Source organism: Cellulosimicrobium sp. SL-1 (assembly GCF_011033075.1).
Lineage (GTDB): Bacteria > Actinomycetota > Actinomycetes > Actinomycetales > Cellulomonadaceae > Cellulosimicrobium > Cellulosimicrobium funkei.
On record NZ_JAACJC010000002.1, the window covers coordinates 218,574 to 239,970 of the forward strand.

The window sequence follows — 21,397 nt, forward strand, 5'->3', positions numbered from 1 at the left end:
AACGCTGGACAGGCTAGCCCCCGTTCTATCGATGTGTCTACAACTTCCGTCGCACCGTCGACAAAAGTGCTCCCATCAGCGGGGACGTACGCTCACGGCATGACCGCACGCCACGGAGACATCGCCGACCGGACCGCGTCCCGCCCGTTCGCCCAGGTCGACGTCTTCACCCGCACGCCGACCCTCGGGAACCCCGTCGCGGTCGTGCTCGACGCCGTCGGCCTCACGGACGAGCAGATGGCCGCCTTCGCGCGCTGGACCAACCTCTCCGAGACGACGTTCCTCCTGCCGCCCACGCCCGACGGCGTAGCGGGCGGCGCCGACTACCGCCTGCGGATCTTCACCCCGGCGGGCGAGCTGCCGTTCGCGGGCCACCCGACGCTCGGGTCGTGCCACGCGTGGCTCGAGGCGGGCGGCAGCCCGCGCGCGGGGGACGTCGTCGTGCAGGAGTGCGGCGTCGGGCTCGTGACGATCCGGCGCGAGCAGGGCACGGAGCGGCTCGCGTTCGCCGCGCCCGCGCTGCTCGCCGACGAGCCGGTCCCGGCCGACGACCTCGCGGCGATCGTCGCCGCGCTCGGCGTCCCCGACGAGGCCGTGCTCGACCACCGCGTGCTCGACAACGGGCCGGGCTGGCGCGTCGTCCTGCTCGACTCCGCCGCGCGCGTCGCGCGGCTGACGCCCGACTGGACCCGGCTGCGCGCGGAGCACCCCGACCTCTCGGTGGGCGTCGCCGGCCTGCACGGGGACGACGGCGGCCCCGACGGCACCGCCGTCGAGGTGCGCGGGTTCGCGCTCGCCATGGGCATCCCCGAGGACCCGGTCACCGGGAGCCTCAACGCCGTCGTCGGGCAGTGGCTCACGCGCGACGGCCGCCTCCCCGGGCGCTACGTCGCCGCCCAGGGCGCCGCGCTCGGCCGGGCGGGGCGCGTGCACGTCGAGCGCGACGGCGCCGGGACCGTCTGGGTCGGCGGGTCGAGCGTCACGTGCGTCGCGGGGACCGTCCGCCTCTGACGGGTCGCCGCCGCGGAAAACGGAGGCCCGGAGGCCCGCCCGCTCCGTAGACTCGGGCAAGTGTCAACAAACCCTCCGGTTTCCGGACCGGCGCGCGCCCTGACGGACCGCGCCGTGGTCTCGCGCGCGCGGTGGGCGCTCATGGTGCAGTTCGCGCTGTTCGGCGTCATCGGCACGTCGTGGATGAGCCGCCTGCCGTCGGTGCGCGAGGCGCTCGGGCTGAGCTCGGGCCAGCTCGGCGCGCTGCTCGTCGTGGGCGGGGTCGGCACCCTCACGGCCGTCGTCGTGACGGGCGCGGTCGTCGCGCGCTTCGGCAGCCGCACGACGCTCGTCGTCGCGACGTCCGCGAACGTCGTCGGGTTCGGCCTCGTCGCGCTCGGCACGGCGACCGGCAGCGTCGGCGTGTTCGCGGCGGGCGCGTTCCTCAACGGCATGTGCGGCGCGTTGACCAACGTGCCCATCAACATCTGCGCGGCGTCGGTGGAGCAGCACGTCGGGCGTGCGATCCTCCCCCACTTCCACGCGGCCTTCTCCATCGGGGCGGCGTGCGGGGCGCTCGTCGCCGCGGCGTTCTCGTGGGCGCACGTGGGCATCGCCACGCAGGTCGTCGTCGTCACGCTCGTCGTCACGGCGGCCCGTGCGCTCCTCATCGCGCCCGCGACGGCGATCGCGCCCGAGCGTGCCGCGGCGCGCACGGCGGCGGCCCACGGCGCCCCCGCACCCCGGCGCGGCGCGGGCGTCCGGGCGGCGCTCGCCGCGTGGCGCGAGCCGCGCACCCTCCTCATCGGGCTCGTGCTGCTCGCGTCGTCGCTCTCCGAGGGCTCGGCGGGCAACTGGCTGTCCATCGCCGTGGTCGACGGGTTCGACGTGCGCGAGGCGCTCGGCGCGGTGGCGTACGGGACGTTCGTCGGCGCGATGACGGTGTTCCGGTTCGCGGGCACCGGGCTCATCGACCGGTTCGGTCGCGTCGCGGTGCTCCGGGCGTCGGGCGCCTCCGCGCTCGTCGGGCTCCTCGTGTTCGGCCTCGCGCCCACGCTCCCGCTCGCCTGGGTCGGCATCGTCCTGTGGGGCTGCGGTGCGGCGCTCGCGAACCCCGTCGCGATCGCCGCGGCGTCCGACGACCCCGCGCACGCCGCACCCCGCGTCGCGGTCGCGACGTCGTTCTCCACGGTCGCGATGCTGAGCGCTCCCCCGCTGCTCGGCCTGCTGGTCGACGGCGTCGGGGCCCGCCACGCGCTCCTCGTGATCTGCGCCGCCACGGTGCTGTCCCTCGCGGTCGCGGGCCAGGTCCGGCCCCTGCCGCGTCCGGCGGCGCCCGCCCCGGCCGACGACCTGCCGGAGCCCGGCCGGGAGCGCCCGGTCGGGTCCCGCTAGGGGGACGCGTCGCGCGCCCGCCGCGGCCCCGGCGCACACTGGCGGGTGTGAGCCTGGCAGCCCGTGCCCCGCGCCGAGCGCCCGCTGCCGCGCGGTGGGGGTGGGTCGTGGCCGCCGTCGTGGCGGGCCTGGCGTTCCTCGTGCGGTGGCACCTCGTCGGCGGCTCGGCCGGGATCGGCGGGTACCGCGGCTACGACGACGGCGTGTACTTCTCGGCCGCGGTGGCGCTCGTGCACGGCCGCGTGCCCTACCGCGACTTCCTCCTGCTGCACCCGCCCGGCTCGACGCTCGCCCTGACGCCCTTCGCGGCGCTCACCACGTGGACGAGCGACGACCACGCCCTGGTCGCAGCGCGCGTCGGCATCATGCTCGTCGGCGCGGCCAACGCCGTGCTCGTGACGCGCGTGGCGCGCCGGTGGGGCACGACGGCGGCCGTCGTGGGCGGCGTCCTCTACGCGCTGTCGTACGCCGCGGCGTGGGCCGAGCGGCTCACGCTCCTCGAACCGCTCGGCTCCCTGTGCCTGCTCGGCGGGGTCGTGCTGCTGCTCCGCGGCCTCGACCGGCGCCAGGAGGGCACCGGCCGCGAGCGCCCGTGGCTCTGGGCGGGCGGGGCCGTCCTCGGGCTCGGTGCGACGGTCAAGATCTGGGGCGTGGTGCCGCTGCTCGTCGTGCTCCTCTGGCTGCTGCTCGCCGCCGGGTGGCGCACCGCGGCCCGTGCGGCCACGGGCGCTGTCGTCGCGCTGGTGGCGGTCCTCGGCCCGTTCCTCCTCGCCGCGGGGTCGGACATGGTCCGCATGGTCGTGCTCGACCAGCTCACCCGGCCCCCGGCGACGACGGACCTCGAGCAGCGGCTCGTGTGGCTCACGGGGACCGGCGGCCTGCGCGACCTCGTGCCGGAGCAGGAGCAGCTCGCCGTGGCATGGACCGTGCTGGCGCTCGCGACGGTCGCCGCGGTCGCGGCGTGGGTCGGGCGGCGCGGGCGGCTGTGGGTCGTGCTGCTCGCGGTGCAGGTCGGCGTCCTGCTGCTCTCGCCGTCCGCGTACCCGCAGTACGCGGCGTTCTCGGCACCGGCGCTGGTCCTCGTCCTGGCCGCCGCGTGCTCGCTCCTGCCCCGCCCGGGCAGGGTCGCGGCGGGGGCGCTCCTGAGCATCGGCGCCACAGCCCTCCTCGTGGCCGCGGTGCAGACCGCACCGCGCCTCGCCCCGTTCCCGACGGCCGAGGTGGCGGCGGCGCTCCCCGACGACGGCTGCGTCCGCGCCGACTCCCCCGGGGTCCTCGCCGTCCTCGACGTGCTGAGCCGCGACCTCGAGCGCGGCTGCGAGCTCCCCGTGGACCTGTCGGGGTACTCGTACGACCACGGCGCTCGGGACGCCGCCGGCGAGCCGGTGCCGCGCCGTCGGAACCTCGCGTGGCAGGAGGAGGCGCTGCGCTACCTGACGTCGGGGTCGTCCGCCGTGCTCGTGCGGTCGACCGGCAACGGGTTCAGCGACGAGACCTGGCAGACCCTCGACGCCACGACGACGACCGTCGTCGACCGGCCGGGGGTGCAGGTGCTCGTCCCGCACGACGACGTCACGCGGCCGGGGGACTGAGCTCGCGACCTCGCACGCAGCAGGCACGTGCGCCACGTGCCGGTGACCGAGCCGAGGAGGCGCCGCCGGTCGGCCTAGTCCGCTCGCCCTCCGCCCTTCCTCCGCCCTTCCGGGGGGGCTCCTCAGTGGTTCCGACGCCGAGCCGTCCGGAGCGCACCGGCGCCGGTGAGCAGCAGAGCGGCAGCGAGGGCGAGAGCGGGCACGGCGTCCCCACCGGTCATCGGTAGCGTCCTGGGCGACGCGCCAGGCCGGCCAGGCTCACCGGGGCTCGGGGGCGCGGGAGGACCTGGGACGGTGGTCGTCGTCGTGCAGGTGAGGTCGGGGTCGCACAGGCCGCCGTCGCCGGGGACGACGACGTTGGCCAGGGTGCGGTCGCCGGCGTCGGGAGAGCTCACCGTCACCGAGAAGGTGATCGTCGTCGTCGCACCGACGTCGAGCGGGCCGGACCAGGTGAGGTCCGTCCCGTCGAGCACGGCTCCCCCGGTCGCGTCCTCGTTGTAGGTCGCGTCGTCGAGGACCCCGCTGAGGTCGTCGACGAACCCCGCGGGATCCTCGGCGGTGTACGCGACCGCACCGGTGTTGCGGACCGTCACCGTGTAGGTCACCGTGCTCCCGACCTCGGCCGTCGCGGTGGAGACCGTCTTGGACACCACGAACCCGGCGACAGGTGTCTCGGTCGTGCAGGTGAGGTCGGGGTCGCACAGGCCGCCGTCGCCGGGGACGACGACGTTGGCCAGGGTGCGGTCGCCGGCGTCGGGAGAGCTCACCGTCACCGAGAAGGTGATCGTCGTCGTCGCACCGACGTCGAGCGGGCCGGACCAGGTGAGGTCCGTCCCGTCGAGCACGGCTCCCCCGGTCGCGTCCTCGTTGTAGGTCGCGTCGTCGAGCACCCCGCTGAGGTCGTCGACGAACCCCGCGGGATCCTCGGCGGTGTACGCGACCGCACCGGTGTTGCGGACCGTCACGGTGTAGGTCACCGTGCTCCCGACCTCGGCCGTCGCGGTGGAGACCGTCTTGGACACCACGAACCCGGCGACGGGGGTGTCCGTCGTGCAGGCTGCAGCGGGCGCGCACTGGCCGTGGTCACCGGGGACGACCAGGTTCGTCAGGGTGGCGGGGCCCTCGATCTCCGGGTCGACGGTCACGGAGTACGTCAAGGTCGCGCTCGCGCCGACGGGGAGGTCGATCGCCCAGGAGAGCACGTCACCCTCGAGCGTCCCGCCGCCGGTCGCGTCGCCGTTGTAGGTGGCAAAGGGCAGGACACCCGCGAGGGAGTCGGTCAGCTGTGCCTGGCTCGTCGACGGGTCGGTCGATCCGCCGAACGCGACCTGCCCGACGTTGGTCACCGTGACGGTGTACGTCACGGTGTCGCCGGGATCCGCCTGCGCGGCCGAGGCCGTCTTCGTGACCGTGAACCCTGCGACCGGCGTGACCGCCTCGCAGGCCGAGTCGCTCGCGCACTCGCCGTTGGCGCCGGGCACGACCGCGTTCGTCAGGAGATGGTCACCGGTGTCCGGGTCCGAGACGGTGACGGTGTAGGTGACGGTGACCGTCCCCCCGACGGGCAGGGGCCCGGACCAGGCCACGGCGCCCGCCGCCGAGTCGTACGTCGCGGCCCCTCCCCCGGAGGTGACCGTCGGGCCGTCGGTGACGGTCGCGTCGTCCAGGACGTTCCCGAGGTCGTCGGTGAACGCGGCCGGGGCGTCGTCGGTGAACGCCGTCGCCCCCGTGTTCGTGACCGTGACCGTGTACGTCACGGTGTCACCGGGGTCGACGAAGGCCGGTGTCGAGACGCTGGCCGCCTTGGACACGCTGAACGTGGGCGGGATGGCGTCGGGCGGGCACACCGTGACGTTGTCGGTGTTGTTCGCGAGCGACGGGTCGGCCTCGTTCCCCGTCACGGTGGCCGCGTTGGCGAAGCATGCGGTCACCGTCCCGACGAGGCCGGTGACCTGGATCGTGGTGCTGGCACCCGACGCCAGCGCACCACCAGCACACGTCAGCTGCTGGCCCGTGATCGTGCAGCCGGTGGTCGTGGTGTTCGGGCTCGTCAGCTGGTCGGGGAGCGCGTCCGTGACGACGTACCCGGAGGAGTCGCCAGGGCCGTCGTTCGTCACCGTCAGCGTGTAGGTGAGGGTGCCGCCGGGCGAGACGGTAACGGGGGCGGCGGTCTTCGAGATCGACAGGTCGACCGGGAGGCCTCGGTAGGAGGCACCGTCGTTCTGCGTGTTCGCCGGTCCTGGCTGGGAGGACACGATCGTGATCGACGGCGCCGAGGACGTGGGGTCGTTGATCGTGAACTGGTAGACGCGCCCCGTGACGTTGTTCGAGACGCCCACGTTCCCGTTGCCGTACACCCACTGGGCGCCGTACGGATTGGCCGGCAGGCCGGTGACGGGCACGGACAGCACGGCCCCGGTCACCGGATCGATCCGGTACAGACGGTTTCCCTCCCCGTAGAGGCCCCAGAGGTACCCGCCCGACCACACCATGTCCGACATGTTCGGGACGTTGGCGGAGAGCTGGATGCGCGTCGTCGTGCGCGAGACGACGTTGACCGCGTAGAGGCTCTGGTCCGTCTGGGCCAACCGGGTGAAGAGGATGTCGGACGCCGCACCCTCGCCGAACGCCGCCTGGTTGAAGTTCAGCGCCGTGTTGAGCGGGAGCCCCACGAGCCCCAGGTTCGTCACCACGCCGCCCTGCCCGATGCGGACCAACCGGTTGTTGTCGTTGATCGCGTACAGGTACATGTCGGACTCGTGCAGGCTCATGGCGTTGTAGCCGACCTGGTACGCCGGCCCCTGCGGCACGAAGGTGACCGCCCCGCCGCCCTGCACCGCCTGGTAGAGCGTCGTCGGCTCACCACGCGCGGTGCCCTGCGCCACCCAGACCAGTCCCGGCCCCGTCGGGAAGGGATCTCCCGGGGCGGCCTGGGCCGAGGAGGCCACCCCGACCATCGAACCGAACGCCAGCAGCACAGCCAGTACGGCACCCCAGCGGCGCATCGCAGTCCCCTTGCACGTCGACTGTCGCGACCGACCCCGGCCGCGTCGAACCGGACGCCCTGCATCCGGAGAAGAGGCGCGACCGTGCCACCTCCTGGCCACCACAACCTGATCAGTGTGATACGTGTCACACCAGGTGGCAAACGATCCGCGGAGGGGCGTCGCGCCGCAGATCACCCCTCGTGCACCGGTCCGGTCGTCTCGCGGCCGGGTGCGCCCACGACCTCGGTGGCGCCCGACGAGACTCCGGCCGAGGAGTCGTCCGCCCCGTCTGCGGCACGTTCGGCGAGCGCGGCCGCGACGGCGGTGTCCACCGCGCGCTGCTGGGCGGTACGCGCCCGGCGCCGCGCGCGGACGCGCCAGACGACGAGCAGCGCCACGAGGACGAGGAGGCCGAGCGCGACCCACGGCACGGCCCAGGTGGCGGCGGTCGCGACGACGCCCGGCACGACGACCTCCGGGTCGGGCACCGTCCCGGGCAGCGGCACGACCTCTCCGCCGACCGTCAGCGTCGCGACCTCGCGACCGAGCGGCCAGAGGCCGTCGACCTCGACGGTCCGCTCGACGGACGAGCCGGGGAGGAGCTCGGGCACGTCGACGTCGGTCGCGGCCGTCGCGCCGAGCCCGAACGGGCCGGCGACGCGGACAGCGGTCGCCGGGGCGACGCGCGCGTTGCCCTCGTTCGTCACGGTGAACGTGACGGTCGCGCTGCCGGGCGCGAACGGGTTGAGCGTGCCGTCGTAGGCGAGCCGCACGTCGTCGACCGCGAGCGCCGGGGCGAGCTCGCCCTGGACCCGCAGGTGCACACGCGAGCCGAGCCGCCGGTCGGTCGTGACGCCGTCCTCGGCGACCACGACGAGGGACGACACGACTCCGGCGGCGTAGTCACCCGGGGTCGCGTCGTCGGGCACGGTGACGGTGAAGGGGACCTCGACACGCTCCTGCGGGGGGATCTCGACCTCGGCCTGGTCGAGGGCGATCCACGACCCGAGCGCGGTCGACTCCTCGCCCGCGGGGAGGAGGTCGAGCGTGCCGTCGTCGGTGAGGAAGCCGTCGGCGGCGTAGACGGCGAGCGCGAGCGGGGTGTCGCCGTGGTTGGAGACGACGAGGCTGTCGCGCAGCGAGCCGCCGGGCGCGAGCGAGTACGCGAAGTTGGGCCGGTCGACGCCCTGGGCGGTGTCTCCCGGGCGCACGCCCCACTGCACGGTCTGCTCCGGGTCGGGCGCGGGGGCGTCGTCAGTCACGACGGCGGTCCGCGCGGCGGGCGCGACGTGGCCGGGGGCCGCGGCGTCCCCGGGGAGCGCGGCGGCGGCGGGCGCGCCGAGGAGCGCGAGCGCGAGCAGGGGCCCGGCGAGCGCGCGCAGGGCGCGGGACGCGGGGGCGGGAGAGGTGCGGCGGTGGGTCATGCGCTCGGTCCTTCGTCGGTGCAGGTGGGGCGGCTCGGACGAGAGCCGCCGGACCGGCCGGCCACCACGGCGTGCGTGGTGGCCGACCGGTCGCCCGGCCCGTGCCGGGCCGGGGTGCGGTGTCCCGCGGGATCAGCCCAGTGCGGTGAGCGTGATCGTCGCGGTGTAGGTGCCGCGCGGGGTGTCGAGCGGCATCTTGAGGTCGAGCTCGGCCCCGACCACGGACGCGCCGCGCGCGTGGCCCTCGTCGGCCCGGGCGAGGGTGCGCGCCTGCTTGAGGCCCTCGCCCTCGTCGAACCCGGACGCGACCGGGGCGCCGGCGACCGCGTCGCCGCCGTTCTCGATGACGCCCGGCGTCCAGCCGAGGTGCTTGCCGTCGACCGTCTGGCCACCCGCCGTGAAGTCGGACACCTGGCCGGTGACCGACCACGCCGGGTCGCCCGCGCGCGTGTCCTGCACGCGCACGGGGACGAGCTGGCCCTGGGCCTGGTAGTAGCTGAGCTCCTCGTCGGCGACGCCGAGGTCGACGAGGCGCGACGAGCCCTCGAGCGACCACGTGAGCTCGCCCCCGGACTGCTGCGGCACGGTGACGGCCACGGCCTGGTCGCCCTCGGGCGCGGCCCCCGGCTCCTCGCCGGTGTGGTCGCCCTCGACGCCGCCCGCGGTGTTCCCGGGCCCGAGGACGGCGGCCGGGTCGTTGCCCGTCGCGCGGATCGTGCCCTGGACCGCCGTGCCCGCGACCCGCAGGTTGCCGGCGTTGCCGCTGAGCACGAGGTCGCCCGCGACCGCGTTGCCCCACTCGTCGGCCTCGCCGGACGCCGTCGCGCCGACGAGCAGGTCGCGCGCACCGTTGCTCACGGTGAGCGTGCCCCCGACCACGGCGCCCGCGACCGTCACGCCGAACGCGGAGCCGTCGAGCGTCGCGTCGCCGCGCACGGACGTGCGCAGCAGGTCGACGTAGGTCGCCTCCTGCGTGAGCAGCCCGCCGGAGACGGTCGAGTCGCTGATCTCGACGTCCACGCCCCCGGCCGCGACGTCGCCCCCGACGGTGAGGTCGTTGAGGTACAGGAACCCGTTCCGGGTGCCTGCCGAGTAGACGCTGACGTCCCCGGTGACGCTCGTGCCGTCGAGCAGCACGCCGTACGCGTCGGTCGCGACGACGTCGCCCCCCACGGTTACGGACGTCGCGTCGAGCCAGCCGCCCGGCTGGACCACGATGTCGCCCTCGACGGTCGCGCCGCCGAGGACGCAGTCCGCGCCCCCGGGGACGACGAGGTCGCCGCTGACGGTCCGGTCGCCGAGGTCGGTCGTGCACTCGACGTCGGCGGCCTGCGCCGCGGGCGCGACCGCCGTGGCCGTGGCCACCGCGAGCAGCGCGGCGGCCGGGACCTTCCACTTCCACTTCATGTGATGCTCCTTGTCAGGTGTGGTCGGTCCGCGTCAGCCGCGGAGCGAGGAGATCTCGCCGTAGCTGCGGCGGGCGTTGCCCAGGGAGTTGAGGGCGTTGCCGGGCTCGGCCACGGTCGCCGCGTTGTCCTGCTCGTACAGCCCGAACCGCTGCCCTCGGTCGCGGAGCTGGGAGAGGAACGCCTGGTAGGGGATGTCGCCGGCGCCGAACTCGATGATGTCGTAGCCGTTGCCGCTGGACTCGTTCGTCTTGCCGTCCTTGAGGTGCAGGATCGGGAAGCGGCGCGGGTCGCGCGTGACGTAGTCGATCGGCTCGAACCCGGGGTACAGGTGGCGGCCCACGTACGCCCAGTAGACGTCCATCTCGAAGAACACGAGCTCAGGGTCGAGGTTGTCCCACAGCAGGTCGTAGACGCGCTGGTTCGGGTCGTCGCTGGTGAACGCCCACTCCTGGGCGTGGTTGTGCGAGTAGAGCTTGAGCCCCGCCGCGCGGGCCTTCTCGCCCATCTGGTTCCAGGTCTCGCAGGCCTGGAGCCACTGCGCCTTGGGGATGGGTCCGCCGTAGCCGCCCGCGATGGGGCCGCCCTGACCGAGGTGCGGCATGCCGAGCGCGAGCGCCTTCTCGATCTCGGCGTCGATGTTCGCCGGGGTGAGGTTGACGTGCGCGCCGACGGCCCGCAGGCCGTTGTCGTCGAGCAGCTGCCGGATCTCCGGCACCGTGATCGCGCCGACGCTCCCCTGCGTGTAGCCCGCGAACTCGATCTCGGAGTAGCCGATGTCGGCGAGCTCCTCGAACACGGCTCGGAACCCGAGCGAGCTGACCTTGTCCCGCACGGTGTAGAGCTGGATGCCGATGCGGTTCACCGGCACGAGCCGGTTGCGCCCGCCGGACGGCGCGACCGCCGTCGGGAGGGCGCCGCCGAGCGCGTTCGCCGCCGACGGACCGAGGGCGGCCCCCACGCCCACGGCGACCGACGACGCCGCGAGCGCCTTGAGCAGGTTGCGACGGGTCATCGGCTTGGCCGAGACCGTCGGGTGGTGGTGTGAACTCATGTCTCTCCTTCGAGGTGAGCCGCCCCGGGACCGCACCCGGGGACGCCTGGGGGCCGGTGGCCCGGGCGGTTCGCCCGGGCCACCGGTGGGACGGTCAGCTGCGGACCGTGAGGGTGAGGTTCACCGTGCTGGGCGCGACCCCGGCGGACCCCTGGTAGCGGGCCTGCACCTGGTAGGTGCCGGTCGCCGCGAGCTTGGGGAGCGTCACGACGACGTCCCCCGCCTCGTCGAGCGTCCCGGTGAGCGACGCGACGGTGCCGTTGTTCTTGCGCACCGTCACCTGCACGTCGCCCGTGGGCACGACGCCGGTCGACGACTCCACGTGGAGCGTCGCCTTCGCCGCGACGGCGGGCTTCACCGGGTTCGGCGCCACGCTGCCCGTCGTGGTCGACCGGGCCTGGGCCACCGTGAGGCGCACCGTCCCCGCCGACGCCGTGTAGACGCCGTCGGCGCCGTACGTCGCGGTGAGGGTGTGCGTCCCGACGGCGAGCGACGGGTCGATCGCGATCGTCGCCGTGCCGTCCGCGAGCGTCCCGCGCCCGACCTCGGTCTCGCCCGTGGTGAGCACGACCTCGCCCGTGGGCGTGCCACCCTCGCCCGTGACCGTGACGACGGCCTCGCCCGGCGCGCCGTAGGAGACGCGCGCGGCGCCGACGGAGACCGTCGTGGCCGAGGCGACCGTCGGCTCGTCCGGAGCGTCGAGGTCGATCGTGAACGACACCGCGCCGGCCTCGGAGACGTTGCCGCCCGTGTCGGTCGCGCGGTAGAGCAGGTCGTACGCGCCGTCCTGCGAGAACGTCACGCCGTACTGCTGGTTCGCCGCGAGGTTCGTCCACGTCGCGCCCGCGTCGCGCGAGTACTGCACGCTCGCGACCGCGCCGTCGTCGGTGGCCTGCACGGAGAACCGCACCGGCTCGTTGAACACGCCGCCGACGCCCGTGGGCGTCTCCGGCGCGAGCGTGTGCGCGACGGTCGGGGCGGTGACGTCGGCCGCGCCCGCGCCCACCATGGTGATCGCGTCCACCGCGAGCTCGTCGGACGACGTCACGAACAGCGTGCCCGAGCCCTCGGGGGCGTCGAACGTGATCTCCACGTCCTGCCAACCCTCGCCCGCGGGGACGACGGCGGTCGCGAACGGCTCGGCGTCGGCCGCGCCCCAGCGGAGCTCGAGCTCGCCGCCGCCGCTCGCGCGGACCACGGCGCCGTCGATCCCGGCGAAGCTCACCGGGTCGTACCGCAGGAAGTCGCCCGCGCCGAGCCCGCGGACGGCGTTGCCACCCCGTGCGGTCGCGTCGGCGAACACCTCGACGCCCTCTCGCCCGATCGCGTGCTCGCCCTGCTGCTCCTTCGGGTTGAGGCGCAGCGTCGCCTCGCCCGTGGCCGGCGGGAGGCCGTTGTGGCCCGCGTCGGTGTACGTGACGACGACCGCCCCGTACAGGAGCGCGCCCGGGCCGTGCTCGGGCGAGTTGGGGTCGGTGCGCCACGCGCCCGTGCAGCCCGTGCCCGTGGACTCGGGGTGCGCGTGCTCGTCGTGCCCGAGGCCGTACGTCCACGCGACGCGCGAGCACACGGTGCCCGAGCCCGCCTGCGGGTCCTCGAACGCGGCGGCGTACGCCTCGAGCACGTCCGCCACCATCTGCGCGGTGACGGCGCCGCCGGAGATCGCGACGAGCTCGTCGAGGGTGAAGCCGGAGGCCTCGCCCAGCGTTTCGGCGTCGACCCCGAGCGTCTCGACGAGGACGTCGTGCCCGATCGCGTCCGCGAGCCACTCCCCGATCTGGTCGCCCGACGTGAGGTGCGGCGTCGGCGCCTCGCCGCCGCCGAGGTCGTCCTCGGCGTCGGTCGTGGTCACCTTGTACGGGACGGCCTGGCCCCAGTCGAAGAACGCGCCGTCGGCCGGGTACTCGATCGTGACCTCGGGCGCCTGGTTCCCGACGGAGATGACGCGCGACGTGAGGGAGAACTTGCCCGACGCGTCGGTGACGCGCAGGCGCGCGGTGTACGCGCCGATCTCCGTGTACGTGTGCGTCGTCCGGACGCCCTCGGCGTCGAACGTGCCGTCCCCGTCCACGTCCCACGCGTAGGTGAGGTCGTCGCCCTCGGGGTCGGACGACGTCGACGCGTCGAACGTCACCTCGAGCGGCGCCTGCGAGGACGACGTGGGCGTCGCGGTGAAGCGCGCCTGGGGCGCCTTGTTGCCCTCGGCGTAGTCGATCCGGTACAGGCCCGCGTCGGGGTTGGCGCGGAAGAAGCCGTCGCCGTAGTCGAGCACGTAGAGCGAGCCGTCGGGACCGAACTCGAGGTCCATCGGGTTGTCGTGCGGCGGCTGGCCCGCCGCGGCGAGCGCGGCGTTCGGCAGGAAGTCCTCGATGTGCGTGACGTCGAACGTCTCCCAGTCGACCGTGAACGCGGCGAGGTAGTCCTGCGAGAACTCGCCGAAGAACGCCTTGCGGTCCCAGTACGCGGGGAGCTTCGTGGTCGACGGGTTGTCGGCGTCGTAGTGGTAGACGGGGCCGCCCATCGGCGCCTGGCCGGAGCCGGAGCCGAAGTTCACGAGCTCGTCCCACGGCTGGTCGCCCGGGTTGTCGCCGTACCAGAGCGTCGCGGCGCGGGCCGGCGGCAGCTCGCGCAGGCCCGTGTTCCAGCGGGAGTCGTTGACGAGGTTCTCGGGGTCGAAGAACTCCCCCGGCGTGCCTGTCGCGAAGTCCCAGTCGTTGTAGGCGAAGTTGTCGCCCTGGACGTAGGGCCAGCCGGCGTTGTGCGGGTCGTCGAGCGAGACGACGTTCCACTCCACGAGGCCCATGGGCCCGCGGCCCGCGGTCTCCGCGACCGCCTTCGTCGCGTCGGGGCCGTAGTCGCCCCACGAGAGCGAGTTCGTCTCCGGGTCGACCTCGAACCGGAACGGGTTGCGCACGCCCATGACGAAGATCTCGGGGCGCGTGCCCTCGGTGCCCGGCGCGAACAGGTTGCCCTCGGGGATCGAGTACGAGCCGTCGTCCTCGACGTGGATCCGCAGGATCTTGCCGCGCAGGTCGTTCGTGCTCCCCGCGCCACGACGCGAGTCGAAGCCGGGGTTCATGCCGGGGGCGTCGTTGTTCGGCGCGAAGCCGTTCGCGCCCGGGGTGCTCGCGGGCGTGTTGTCGCCGGTCGTGAGGTAGAGGTTGCCGTCGCCGTCGAAGTCGATGTCCGCCCCGACGTGGCAGCACTGCCCGCGCTGCACCTCGACGTCGAGGATCACCTGCTCGCTCGCGAGGTCGATCGTGTCGCCCGTCCACTGGAACCGGGCGAGGCGGTTCACGCCCACCCAGCGGTCCCAGTAGCTCTCGTCCTCGCCCGCCGGGAGCGAGTTGGGCGCGTTGCCCGTCGGGGTGTCCGCGACGCCGTCGCCGTCCGCGTCGCGCGGCGCGTAGACGAGGTAGACCCACCCGTTGTCCTCGAACTCCGGGTCGAGCGCGACGCCCTGGAGACCGTCCTCCGAGTTCGCGTAGACGTCGAGCGTCGTGATCACGCGCGTCACGCCCGTCGCCGGGTCCGTGAGCCGCACGTCGCCGTTGCGGGCCGTGTGCAGGACGCGCGAGTCCGGGAGGATCGCGAGGTCGATGGGCTCGCCCACGTCCTTCGTCAGCAGCACGCGCTCGTAGTTGGACCAGTCGAGCGCCGCCTCGGCGCCCGGTTCCGCGCCGTGGTCGACGCCGTCGTGCGCGACGGCGGGTGCCGTCGCCGCGCCCAGGCCCGTGAGCGCGAGGGCGCCGGCGGCCAGAGCCGCGGTCACCCGCCGGTTCCGGCGCGTACGCCGGTCGATATCCTTCATCTGATGCCGCTCCTGTGAGGTTCAGTCGCCTGTGAGGGGTCATCCGGACCGGGTCGCCCCCGTCGCGCCAACGACGGAATCAGGGCGGCTCGGTCTGTCTGTGCTGGTGGGAGGGCTGCGCGCCCCCTGCCCGGTGGTCCTCCTCGTCTCGTCGTCGAGCGCGATCCCCCCGCACGTCGTCGTGCGGACGGAGAGTGCCACCACGTGCACCGGGGCACGCGCGGAGGCGGTCGGGCCGTAGCGGTCGGGTGAAATTCACCTACCACTCGGTCGTCATCCTACGAGGCTTCTGTCGGGTGTCAATCAAAAGTCGAAAGTCCGCCGATGCACGGACTACAGGCAGGAACGCAGCCGAATCCTGACTGCGCTGTCGGGTTCGGGAACTGACCTCGAGCGCGCAGAGATCCCGCCAACGATCCGCCGTCGAGCACGTCGAGGCCGACGGCCTGCACGCCCGCTGCGCGGGCCTCCCGGCGTCCCGTGGGCCGAGAAGGCCGCGAGCACGGGAAGAAGGGGGTGCCTCTTTGGCAAGAATGAGGCTATTCACAGGCTCGTAGTCCGGACAGTATGAGCGCATGAAGTCGGTAGCTCTGAGCGAGGCGAGGGACAGGCTGTCGGCCCTGGTGGACGAGGCCGAGCGAGAGCTCCAGATCATGCGGATCACCCGGCAGGGGCGCGGTGCCGCGGTGCTGATGGCCGGGGACTACCTCGAGTCGCTGCGCGAGACGCTGTTCTGGCTGTCCGAGCCCTGCGTGCTCGACGACGTCGACGGGGCCCGTCGCGCCGCCGCCGAGGGCGCGACGACGTCCGGTGACGACCTGCGAGCACGGTCGGGGCTGCCGGCCCGGTGACCGCCGACCAGACCCCCAGCGTGGCGGCTCGAGGTCGCGACCGCGGCCGAGCGGTTGTTGCGACGCCTGCCGCACAAGGTCGCGACCGCGGTGGTCAGGACCGGTACACCCAGTGCCACGGTTCGCGCGGGGTGTCCTCGACGAAGCCGAAGCGGCCGCCGTTGGTGCGCATCCACGCCTGGGCCCGGTCGTCCAGGTCGAGGTCGACCGCGATGCCCCAGCCGTGCGGGCTGGTCCCCGGCTCGGCGGCGAGCCCGCCCTGGGAGTACAGGCCCTTGCGCGCGGCGACGTCGACCTGCGCGTCGTAGGACCGGTAGGAGTCCGTGATGCCGATGCGGACGCCGTCCCGCGCCGCCTCGGCGAGCAGGCCCTCGAGCGCCTGGCCCGCGGGCGCCCAGAGGCGGTGGCCGGTCGTCCCGACCTCTTGCAAGGCGGTCCGGGGGATCTTCCCGTTGCCGTAGGCAGCGAGGTCGCCGGGGACACCGTCGACCGTGTGCGTCCGGTCGGGACCGGTCGCGCCCGCCACCGGGGTGCTGCCGGTGCCGGTCGAGCCCGCCAGCACCGTGCTGAGGAGCTCGTCGAAGCGTGCGCCGGAGCCGCTCGCGACCGCCTGCGCCGCACCGGGATCGACAGCACGGACGTCGGCGGCACGGGCCGGGGCGAGGGTCGCCTCGATGGCAGCCACGCGCTGCGCGATCGCGGTGATGCCGTCCATCCGGTCGTCCTCCTGGGGGGCGGTGCCGGCGGTGGCGTCCACCGGTCAGCACTCCCTATGCACCGCGACGAGCGGTCTGCCGCCTCCCCGCGTCGCAGCGACCGCGCCGAGCGCGCCGACCCGGGCGCGACCGCGCGCTGCTCAGAGGGCCGCGCCGGGGCGCGTGGCCGCCTCGAGGAGCTCGAGCACGTGGACGTAGTCCTCGCCCGTGGCGCGGGACATGCCCATCTCGCACGTCCGGTTGCTCGACACGTACGCGTCGAAGCGCCCCTCGGGGAGCGTGCCGGCGCGGTGCGCGACCTCGTCCGCCTCGGCGCGCGTCGCGCCCGCGGTGAGCTCGGGGTGCAGCATCCCGCGGTCGCCCGCGAACCCGCAGCAGCCCCAGGCCGTCGGCACGGTGGCGCGCTCGGCGACGGCCTCCGCCACGGCCCGCAGGTCGTCCACGGCGCCCAGGTGCACGGTCGCGCACGTCGGGTGCACGACGACGTCCCCCGCCCGCGCGACGTCGACCCCGCGGGCCGCGAGGCCGGGCAGCACGTCGGTGCGCACGAACGTCACGGCGTCGACGACCCGCAGGCGGGCGAACCGGTCGCGCGCCCGCTCGTCGCGCGGGTCCGTCCCGGTGAGGTGGCGCGCCGTCTCGGCGAGGCCGTGGGTGCAGCTCGACGCGTCGCACACGACCGGCAGCTCGCCCTCGCGCGTGGCGACCCACAGCGCGTCCACGACCTTGCGGGCCATGGCGGCCGCGCCGTCGGGCAGGCCCTTGGACGACCACGGGGTGCCGCAGCACAGCCCGCCGATCCCGTCGGGGACCACGAGCCCGACGCCCGCCCGCTCGCACAGCGCCCGGAACGCGGCCTCGGCCCCGACCGGGCGGCTCGCGCCGTCCCCGCCGCACGCGCCCGCGGGCAGGCCGGCCCCGGCGGGCGCGAAGAGCTCGCCCATGCACGACGCGAACAGCACCGCGCGCGCGGAGGTGGCGCCGCCGTCGGGCACGACGGCCGTGCTCCCGCGGCGCGGCCCCGGGCCGGGCAGGTCGGCGTCGACGCGCGGGACGACGTCCGTCCCGACGACCCCGCGGGCGACGTCGGACGCGACGCGCACGAGGGGCGTCGGGAGCGCTTCGACGACGCCGAGCGCGGCGCGCAGGCCCGTGACCACCGGCCCCCAGTGCTCGGCGGCGGCCGCTCCCCCGCGCTGCACGAGCCGCGGCTGCGACCGCGCGCGGTGGCCCTTCATGACGACGCCCGTGTCGATGCCCACGGGGCACGCCTCGACGCACAGCGAGTCCGCGGCGCACGTCGCGACGCCCTGGTAGGCGTACTGCCGCTCGAGCTCGCGCCGCTCGGCGGGCGGCGCGGCGGCCATCTCCTTGAGCAGCGCGATCCGCTGGCGCGGCGTGGTCGTCACGGTGCGCGACGGGCAGCCCGGCTCGCAGTACCCGCACTCGACGCAGCGGTCGACGAGCGCCGCGTCGTCCCCGCCCGCCGACGACTCGACCTTGAGGTTGCGCAGGTGCTCGTGGTCGTCGTCGGTGAGCACGACGCCCGGGTTGAGCAGGCCGTGCGGGTCGAGCAGCCGCTTGACCTCGCGCATGACGGCGTAGAGCTCGTCGCCGTACTGGCGCCGCACGAACGGCGCCATGATGCGGCCGGTGCCGTGCTCGGCCTTGAGCGTGCCGCCGTGGCCGAGCACGAGGTCGACGAGGTCGTCGCTGAACGCCGCGTACCGGTCGAGCTCGGCGCGGTCGCCGAGGCGCGGCGTGATCATGAAGTGCAGGTTGCCGTCCTTGGCGTGCCCGAACGTCACCGCGTCGCCGTAGCCCCGGCGCTCGAAGAGCGCGCCGAGGTCGCGCACCGTCGCGGTGAGGTCGGCGACGGGGACGGCCACGTCCTCGAGCAGCGCGGTGCTGCCCGCGGGCCGCGCGCCCGCGACGGCGGTGTAGAGGCCTTTGCGCACGCGCCACAGGCGCTCGCGCGTTGCGGCGTCGGTCGTCACCGTGGCGGGGACGGCCAGGGAGCCGGCGAGCGAGCCGACGACGTCGCGCGCCGCCTCCTGGAAGGGCGCGAGAGCGTCGGGGGTCGCCGCGCGGTACTCGACGAGGAGCGCGGTCTGCCGGTGGATGCCCGCCCCGGAGGCCAGCGAGCGCATCGAGGGATCGGCGGCCGGGTCCGCCGCGGCGACGCGGAGCGACGCCGCGTCGAGCAGCTCGATCGCCTCCGCGCCCGACGCGACGAGCGGCACGAGCGCGTCCGTGGCGTGCTCCAGCGAGTCGAGCACGAGGAGGGTCGTCGCGGCGTGCGCGAGGAGCGGCACCGTCCGGAACGTCACGTCGGCGACCCAGCCGAGCGTGCCCTCGCTCCCGACGAGCAGGTGCTCGAGGATCTTCACGGGCTCGTCGTGGTCGAGGAACGCGTTGACGGAGTAGCCCATCGTGTTCTTCATCGCGAACTGGCGCTCGATCTCCGCGCGCATCGCGGCGCTGCCCCGCACGCGGTCGCGCAGCTCCGCGAGACCGCGGTGGATCGCGGGCTCGGCGTCGCGCAGGCGCGCGTCGGCGTCGGGCGCGCCCGTGTCGACGACCGTCCCGCTCGCGAGCACGACCGTCATCGCCTCGACCGTCCGGTACGCGGTCCGCGCCGTCCCCGACGACATGCCCGACGAGTTGTTCGCCACGACCCCGCCGATCGTGCACGCGATTTCGCTCGCCGGGTCCGGGCCGAGCCGGCGCCCGTGCCGCAGCAGGTGCGCGTTGACGAGCCGCAGCGTCGCGCCGGGCTCGCAGCGCACGCGCTCGCCGCCGTCGAGCACCTCGACCCGGGTGAAGCGCGTGCGCGTGTCGACGAGCACGCCCGCGCCCGACGCCTGGCCGGACAGGCTCGTGCCGCCGGAGCGGAACGTCACCGGCAGCCCGCGGCGGGTCGCCTCGCGCATCGCGGCGACGACGCCGTCGCGGTCGTGCGCGCGCACGACGACCTCGGGCCGCAGGAGGTAGTGCGACGCGTCGTGCGCCTGCGCGACGCGCGTGAGGAGGTCCGTGCGCAGCTCGAGGCCGGGCGTCTCGACGGCGGTCACGGGCGCGTCCGGCGGTCGTAGCCGAGGCGGTGGGGCTGCACGGCCTCGTACGTCGCGCGCAGGTTCGCCGTCGTGCGGTCGTACAGGCGCTGCGCGACGCGTACGAACAGGAAGTCGACGAGCGCGAGCTGCGCGATGCGGCTCGACAGGGCGCCGGACCGGAACTGCGTCTCGCGCGCCGTCGTCGTCAGCACGAGGTCCGCGTGCTCGACGAGCGGCGACTCGGGGAAGTTCGTCACGGCGACGGTCGTGGCGCCGCGGTCGCGCGCGATGCGCAGGGCGTCGTTCGTCTCGACGGTGAGCCCGGAGTGCGAGACGCCGACCGCGACGGCGCCCTCGGCCAGGAGCGCCGCGGACTGGAGCTGGACGTGCGGGTCCGGCGACGCGAAGCACAGCAGCCCGATGCGCTGGAGCTTCTGCGCGAGGTCCTGCGCCGTGAGCCCGCTCGACCCGACGCCGAAAAGGTCGATCCGCGTCGCCTGCGCGACCGCGGCGGTGACCTGCTCCAGCGCGTCGAGGTCGAGCATGCGCGCCGTCTCCTCGATGGTGCGCGCCTCGTGGAACGCGATCTTCGTGACGACGTCGTGCAGCGTGTCGTCGGGGTCGATCTCGCCGTGCGCGACGTTCGCGCGCTCCTGCTCGACGGCGCGGCGGCTCGTCGCCTGCGCGAGGTCGATGCGGAACTCCGGGTACCCGGCGTACCCGACCGCGCGGCAGAACCGCACGACCGTCGCCTGCGACGTCCCGACGAGCGCGGCGAGCTCCGTGATCGTCTTGCCCACGACGGCCGCCGGGTCGGCGAGCACGGCCTCGGCGATGCGCGCCTCGGCGGGCCGCAGGCTCGGCAGGGCCTGGCGGATGCGGACGAGGCCGTCGGCGGTCATGGGGTCTCCTCGGCGGTGGTCGGGTGCTGCGGGGCGGTGCCGGGCGCGCCCGGCGGCAGGGCGGTCGGTGGCGCGGCGGTCGGTGGCACGGCGGTCGGTGGCGCGGCGTGGTCGCCGAGCGTGAGCCAGGGCGCGTGCTCGACGACGGAGCCCGGCTCGGTCGCGAGGCGCGCGGCGAGGTGCAGCGCGCCGTCGAGCGGCGTGCCCGCAGGGTCGACGAGCGCGACGTCCGGCCGCAGCACGGCGAGCCGCGCCCGGAACGCGTCCGTCAGCAGCGGGCCGATCCCCAGCACCCCGCCGGTCGCGGCGGCGAGCGGCGGGACGCCGTCGACGAGCGCGGCGGCGAGCGTCGTCGCGAGGTGGGTCCCGGCGCCCGCGAGGACCTGCCGCGCGACGGTGTCGTCCGCACGGGCCGCGGCCGCGACGTCGGGCGTGAACGACGCGAGCACCTGGGCGCGGTCGGGGCGCGTGTAGAGCTGCCCGGGCCACGACGGCACCGGGCCGAACCGCGCGACGGCGGCGGCGAGCAGCGCCGGCGAGCCGCCGGAGTCGCGGCCGTCGTGCGCGGCGACCGCGGCCCGCAGCCCCTGCGCGCCGATCCACGACCCGGAGCCCAGGTCGCCGAGCAGGTGGCCCCACCCGTCGACGCGGTGCCACACGGTGCGCAGGTCGGTGCCGAGCGCGATCGCCCCGGTCCCGACCGCCACGACGGCGCCGGGACGGCCACCCAGCGCGCCGAGGTGCGCGGTGAGCGCGTCGGCCGCGACGGCGGTACGCGGGCCGGGCCGGACGGACGGGTCGCCGTCGACCCCGAGACCTTCGGCGGGAGGCAGGCCCGTGCGCAGCGCGGCGTGCAGCTCGGCGGGGTCGCGCACGAGGGACGCGAGGCCGGTCGCACCGACCGCGGCCGCGGCGACGCCGTCCGCGGCGAGGGTGGGGACCGCGTCCCGGAGCCGGTCGAGGAGGTCGCGCACGACGTCCGCGGCGTCGCTCCCCGTGGGCCCGATGGCGGCCGGTCGGCCGGTCAGCGCGACGTCGTCCGCTTTCGCACCGGAGCCTGCCGCAGCGGGCAGGCGACGGGCGAGGAGGCGGCTCCCCGACCCCCCGACGTCGAGCCCGACGACCCACGGGCTCTCGGGCGTGCTGCTGCTCACGGGGCCAGTGTGGCACAAAGTTTCACAGCAGAGAGGCAAAAGGGAGATTCTTGCCAGGG

Annotated in this window: 13 protein-coding genes; 4 read left to right on the top strand and 9 right to left on the bottom strand. The window is 74.9% G+C overall.

The window, feature by feature from the left end; genetic code table 11:
- Nucleotides 1-99: 99 nt before the first annotated feature.
- Genes GWJ10_RS03615 through GWJ10_RS03625 form a run of 3 tightly spaced genes read left to right on the top strand, consistent with a single transcriptional unit; the run spans nt 100 to nt 3,977 of the window.
- Nucleotides 100-1,011: a PhzF family phenazine biosynthesis protein gene (locus GWJ10_RS03615; RefSeq protein ID WP_163185236.1), complete on the top strand. Its 912-nt coding sequence runs from the start codon at nt 100-102 to the stop codon at nt 1,009-1,011.
- 60 nt (nt 1,012-1,071) lie between these two features.
- Complete coding sequence (locus GWJ10_RS03620; RefSeq protein WP_163185239.1) at nt 1,072-2,385, top strand: MFS transporter; 1,314 nt, start codon at nt 1,072-1,074, stop codon at nt 2,383-2,385.
- Nucleotides 2,386-2,432: 47 nt separating this feature from the next.
- On the top strand, nt 2,433-3,977 hold the full coding sequence (locus GWJ10_RS03625) for a glycosyltransferase 87 family protein (protein WP_163185242.1): 1,545 nt from the start codon (nt 2,433-2,435) through the stop codon (nt 3,975-3,977).
- Between the two features lie 122 nt (nt 3,978-4,099).
- On the opposite strand, the gene GWJ10_RS03630 is transcribed toward GWJ10_RS03625, so the two are convergent.
- From GWJ10_RS03630 to GWJ10_RS03650, 5 genes are all read right to left on the bottom strand, one after another.
- Entirely contained in the window at nt 4,100-6,925 is a 2,826-nt protein-coding gene (locus GWJ10_RS03630; protein ID WP_163185245.1) for a DUF11 domain-containing protein, read from the bottom strand.
- Nucleotides 6,926-7,155: 230 nt separating this feature from the next.
- On the bottom strand, nt 7,156-8,388 hold the full coding sequence (locus GWJ10_RS03635) for a DUF916 domain-containing protein (protein WP_163185248.1): 1,233 nt from the start codon (nt 8,386-8,388) through the stop codon (nt 7,156-7,158).
- A gap of 132 nt (nt 8,389-8,520) precedes the next feature.
- On the bottom strand, nt 8,521-9,795 hold the full coding sequence (locus GWJ10_RS03640) for a hypothetical protein (RefSeq protein WP_163185251.1): 1,275 nt from the start codon (nt 9,793-9,795) through the stop codon (nt 8,521-8,523).
- Nucleotides 9,796-9,828: 33 nt separating this feature from the next.
- Nucleotides 9,829-10,848 carry a sugar phosphate isomerase/epimerase gene (locus tag GWJ10_RS03645; RefSeq protein WP_034651214.1) on the bottom strand — a complete coding sequence of 340 codons (1,020 nt, stop codon included), beginning with the start codon at nt 10,846-10,848 and terminating at the stop codon, nt 9,829-9,831.
- Between the two features lie 94 nt (nt 10,849-10,942).
- Complete coding sequence (locus GWJ10_RS03650) at nt 10,943-14,620, bottom strand: PQQ-dependent sugar dehydrogenase (RefSeq protein ID WP_241005649.1); 3,678 nt, start codon at nt 14,618-14,620, stop codon at nt 10,943-10,945.
- A 614-nt stretch (nt 14,621-15,234) separates the two neighbouring features.
- Between GWJ10_RS03650 and GWJ10_RS03655 the strand changes: the two genes are divergently transcribed.
- Complete coding sequence (locus GWJ10_RS03655; RefSeq protein WP_021483283.1) at nt 15,235-15,510, top strand: type II toxin-antitoxin system Phd/YefM family antitoxin; 276 nt, start codon at nt 15,235-15,237, stop codon at nt 15,508-15,510.
- A 94-nt stretch (nt 15,511-15,604) separates the two neighbouring features.
- On the opposite strand, the gene GWJ10_RS03660 is transcribed toward GWJ10_RS03655, so the two are convergent.
- The 4 genes from GWJ10_RS03660 to GWJ10_RS03675 all read right to left on the bottom strand — a co-directional run bounded on the left by GWJ10_RS03660 (nt 15,605) and on the right by GWJ10_RS03675 (nt 21,338).
- Nucleotides 15,605-16,225, bottom strand: a complete 621-nt coding sequence (locus GWJ10_RS03660) for a M15 family metallopeptidase (RefSeq protein WP_163185258.1) — start codon at nt 16,223-16,225, stop codon at nt 15,605-15,607.
- A 141-nt stretch (nt 16,226-16,366) separates the two neighbouring features.
- A complete protein-coding gene (locus GWJ10_RS03665; RefSeq protein WP_163185261.1) occupies nt 16,367-19,300 on the bottom strand; it encodes an FAD-binding and (Fe-S)-binding domain-containing protein in 2,934 nt (977 codons plus the stop codon).
- Entirely contained in the window at nt 19,297-20,184 is an 888-nt protein-coding gene (locus tag GWJ10_RS03670; RefSeq protein WP_021482220.1) for a MurR/RpiR family transcriptional regulator, read from the bottom strand. The genes GWJ10_RS03665 and GWJ10_RS03670 overlap by 4 nt, the downstream gene beginning before the upstream one ends.
- Nucleotides 20,181-21,338, bottom strand: a complete 1,158-nt coding sequence (locus tag GWJ10_RS03675) for a BadF/BadG/BcrA/BcrD ATPase family protein (protein WP_163185264.1) — start codon at nt 21,336-21,338, stop codon at nt 20,181-20,183. Before GWJ10_RS03675 ends, GWJ10_RS03670 begins: the two co-directional genes overlap by 4 nt.
- Nucleotides 21,339-21,397 lie beyond the last annotated feature (59 nt).

Excerpts from the sequence above, each read along its gene's own strand:
- GWJ10_RS03640 (WP_163185251.1), bottom strand. The coding sequence starts at position 9,795 with ATGAAGTGGAAGTGGAAGGTCCCGGCCGCCGCGCTGCTCGCGGTGGCC.
- GWJ10_RS03660 (WP_163185258.1), bottom strand. The coding sequence starts at position 16,225 with ATGGACGGCATCACCGCGATCGCGCAGCGCGTGGCTGCCATCGAGGCG.
- GWJ10_RS03635 (WP_163185248.1), bottom strand. The coding sequence starts at position 8,388 with ATGACCCACCGCCGCACCTCTCCCGCCCCCGCGTCCCGCGCCCTGCGC.
- GWJ10_RS03615 (WP_163185236.1), top strand. The coding sequence starts at position 100 with ATGACCGCACGCCACGGAGACATCGCCGACCGGACCGCGTCCCGCCCG.
- GWJ10_RS03655 (WP_021483283.1), top strand. The coding sequence starts at position 15,235 with ATGAAGTCGGTAGCTCTGAGCGAGGCGAGGGACAGGCTGTCGGCCCTG.
- GWJ10_RS03670 (WP_021482220.1), bottom strand. The coding sequence starts at position 20,184 with ATGACCGCCGACGGCCTCGTCCGCATCCGCCAGGCCCTGCCGAGCCTG.
- GWJ10_RS03645 (WP_034651214.1), bottom strand. The coding sequence starts at position 10,848 with ATGAGTTCACACCACCACCCGACGGTCTCGGCCAAGCCGATGACCCGT.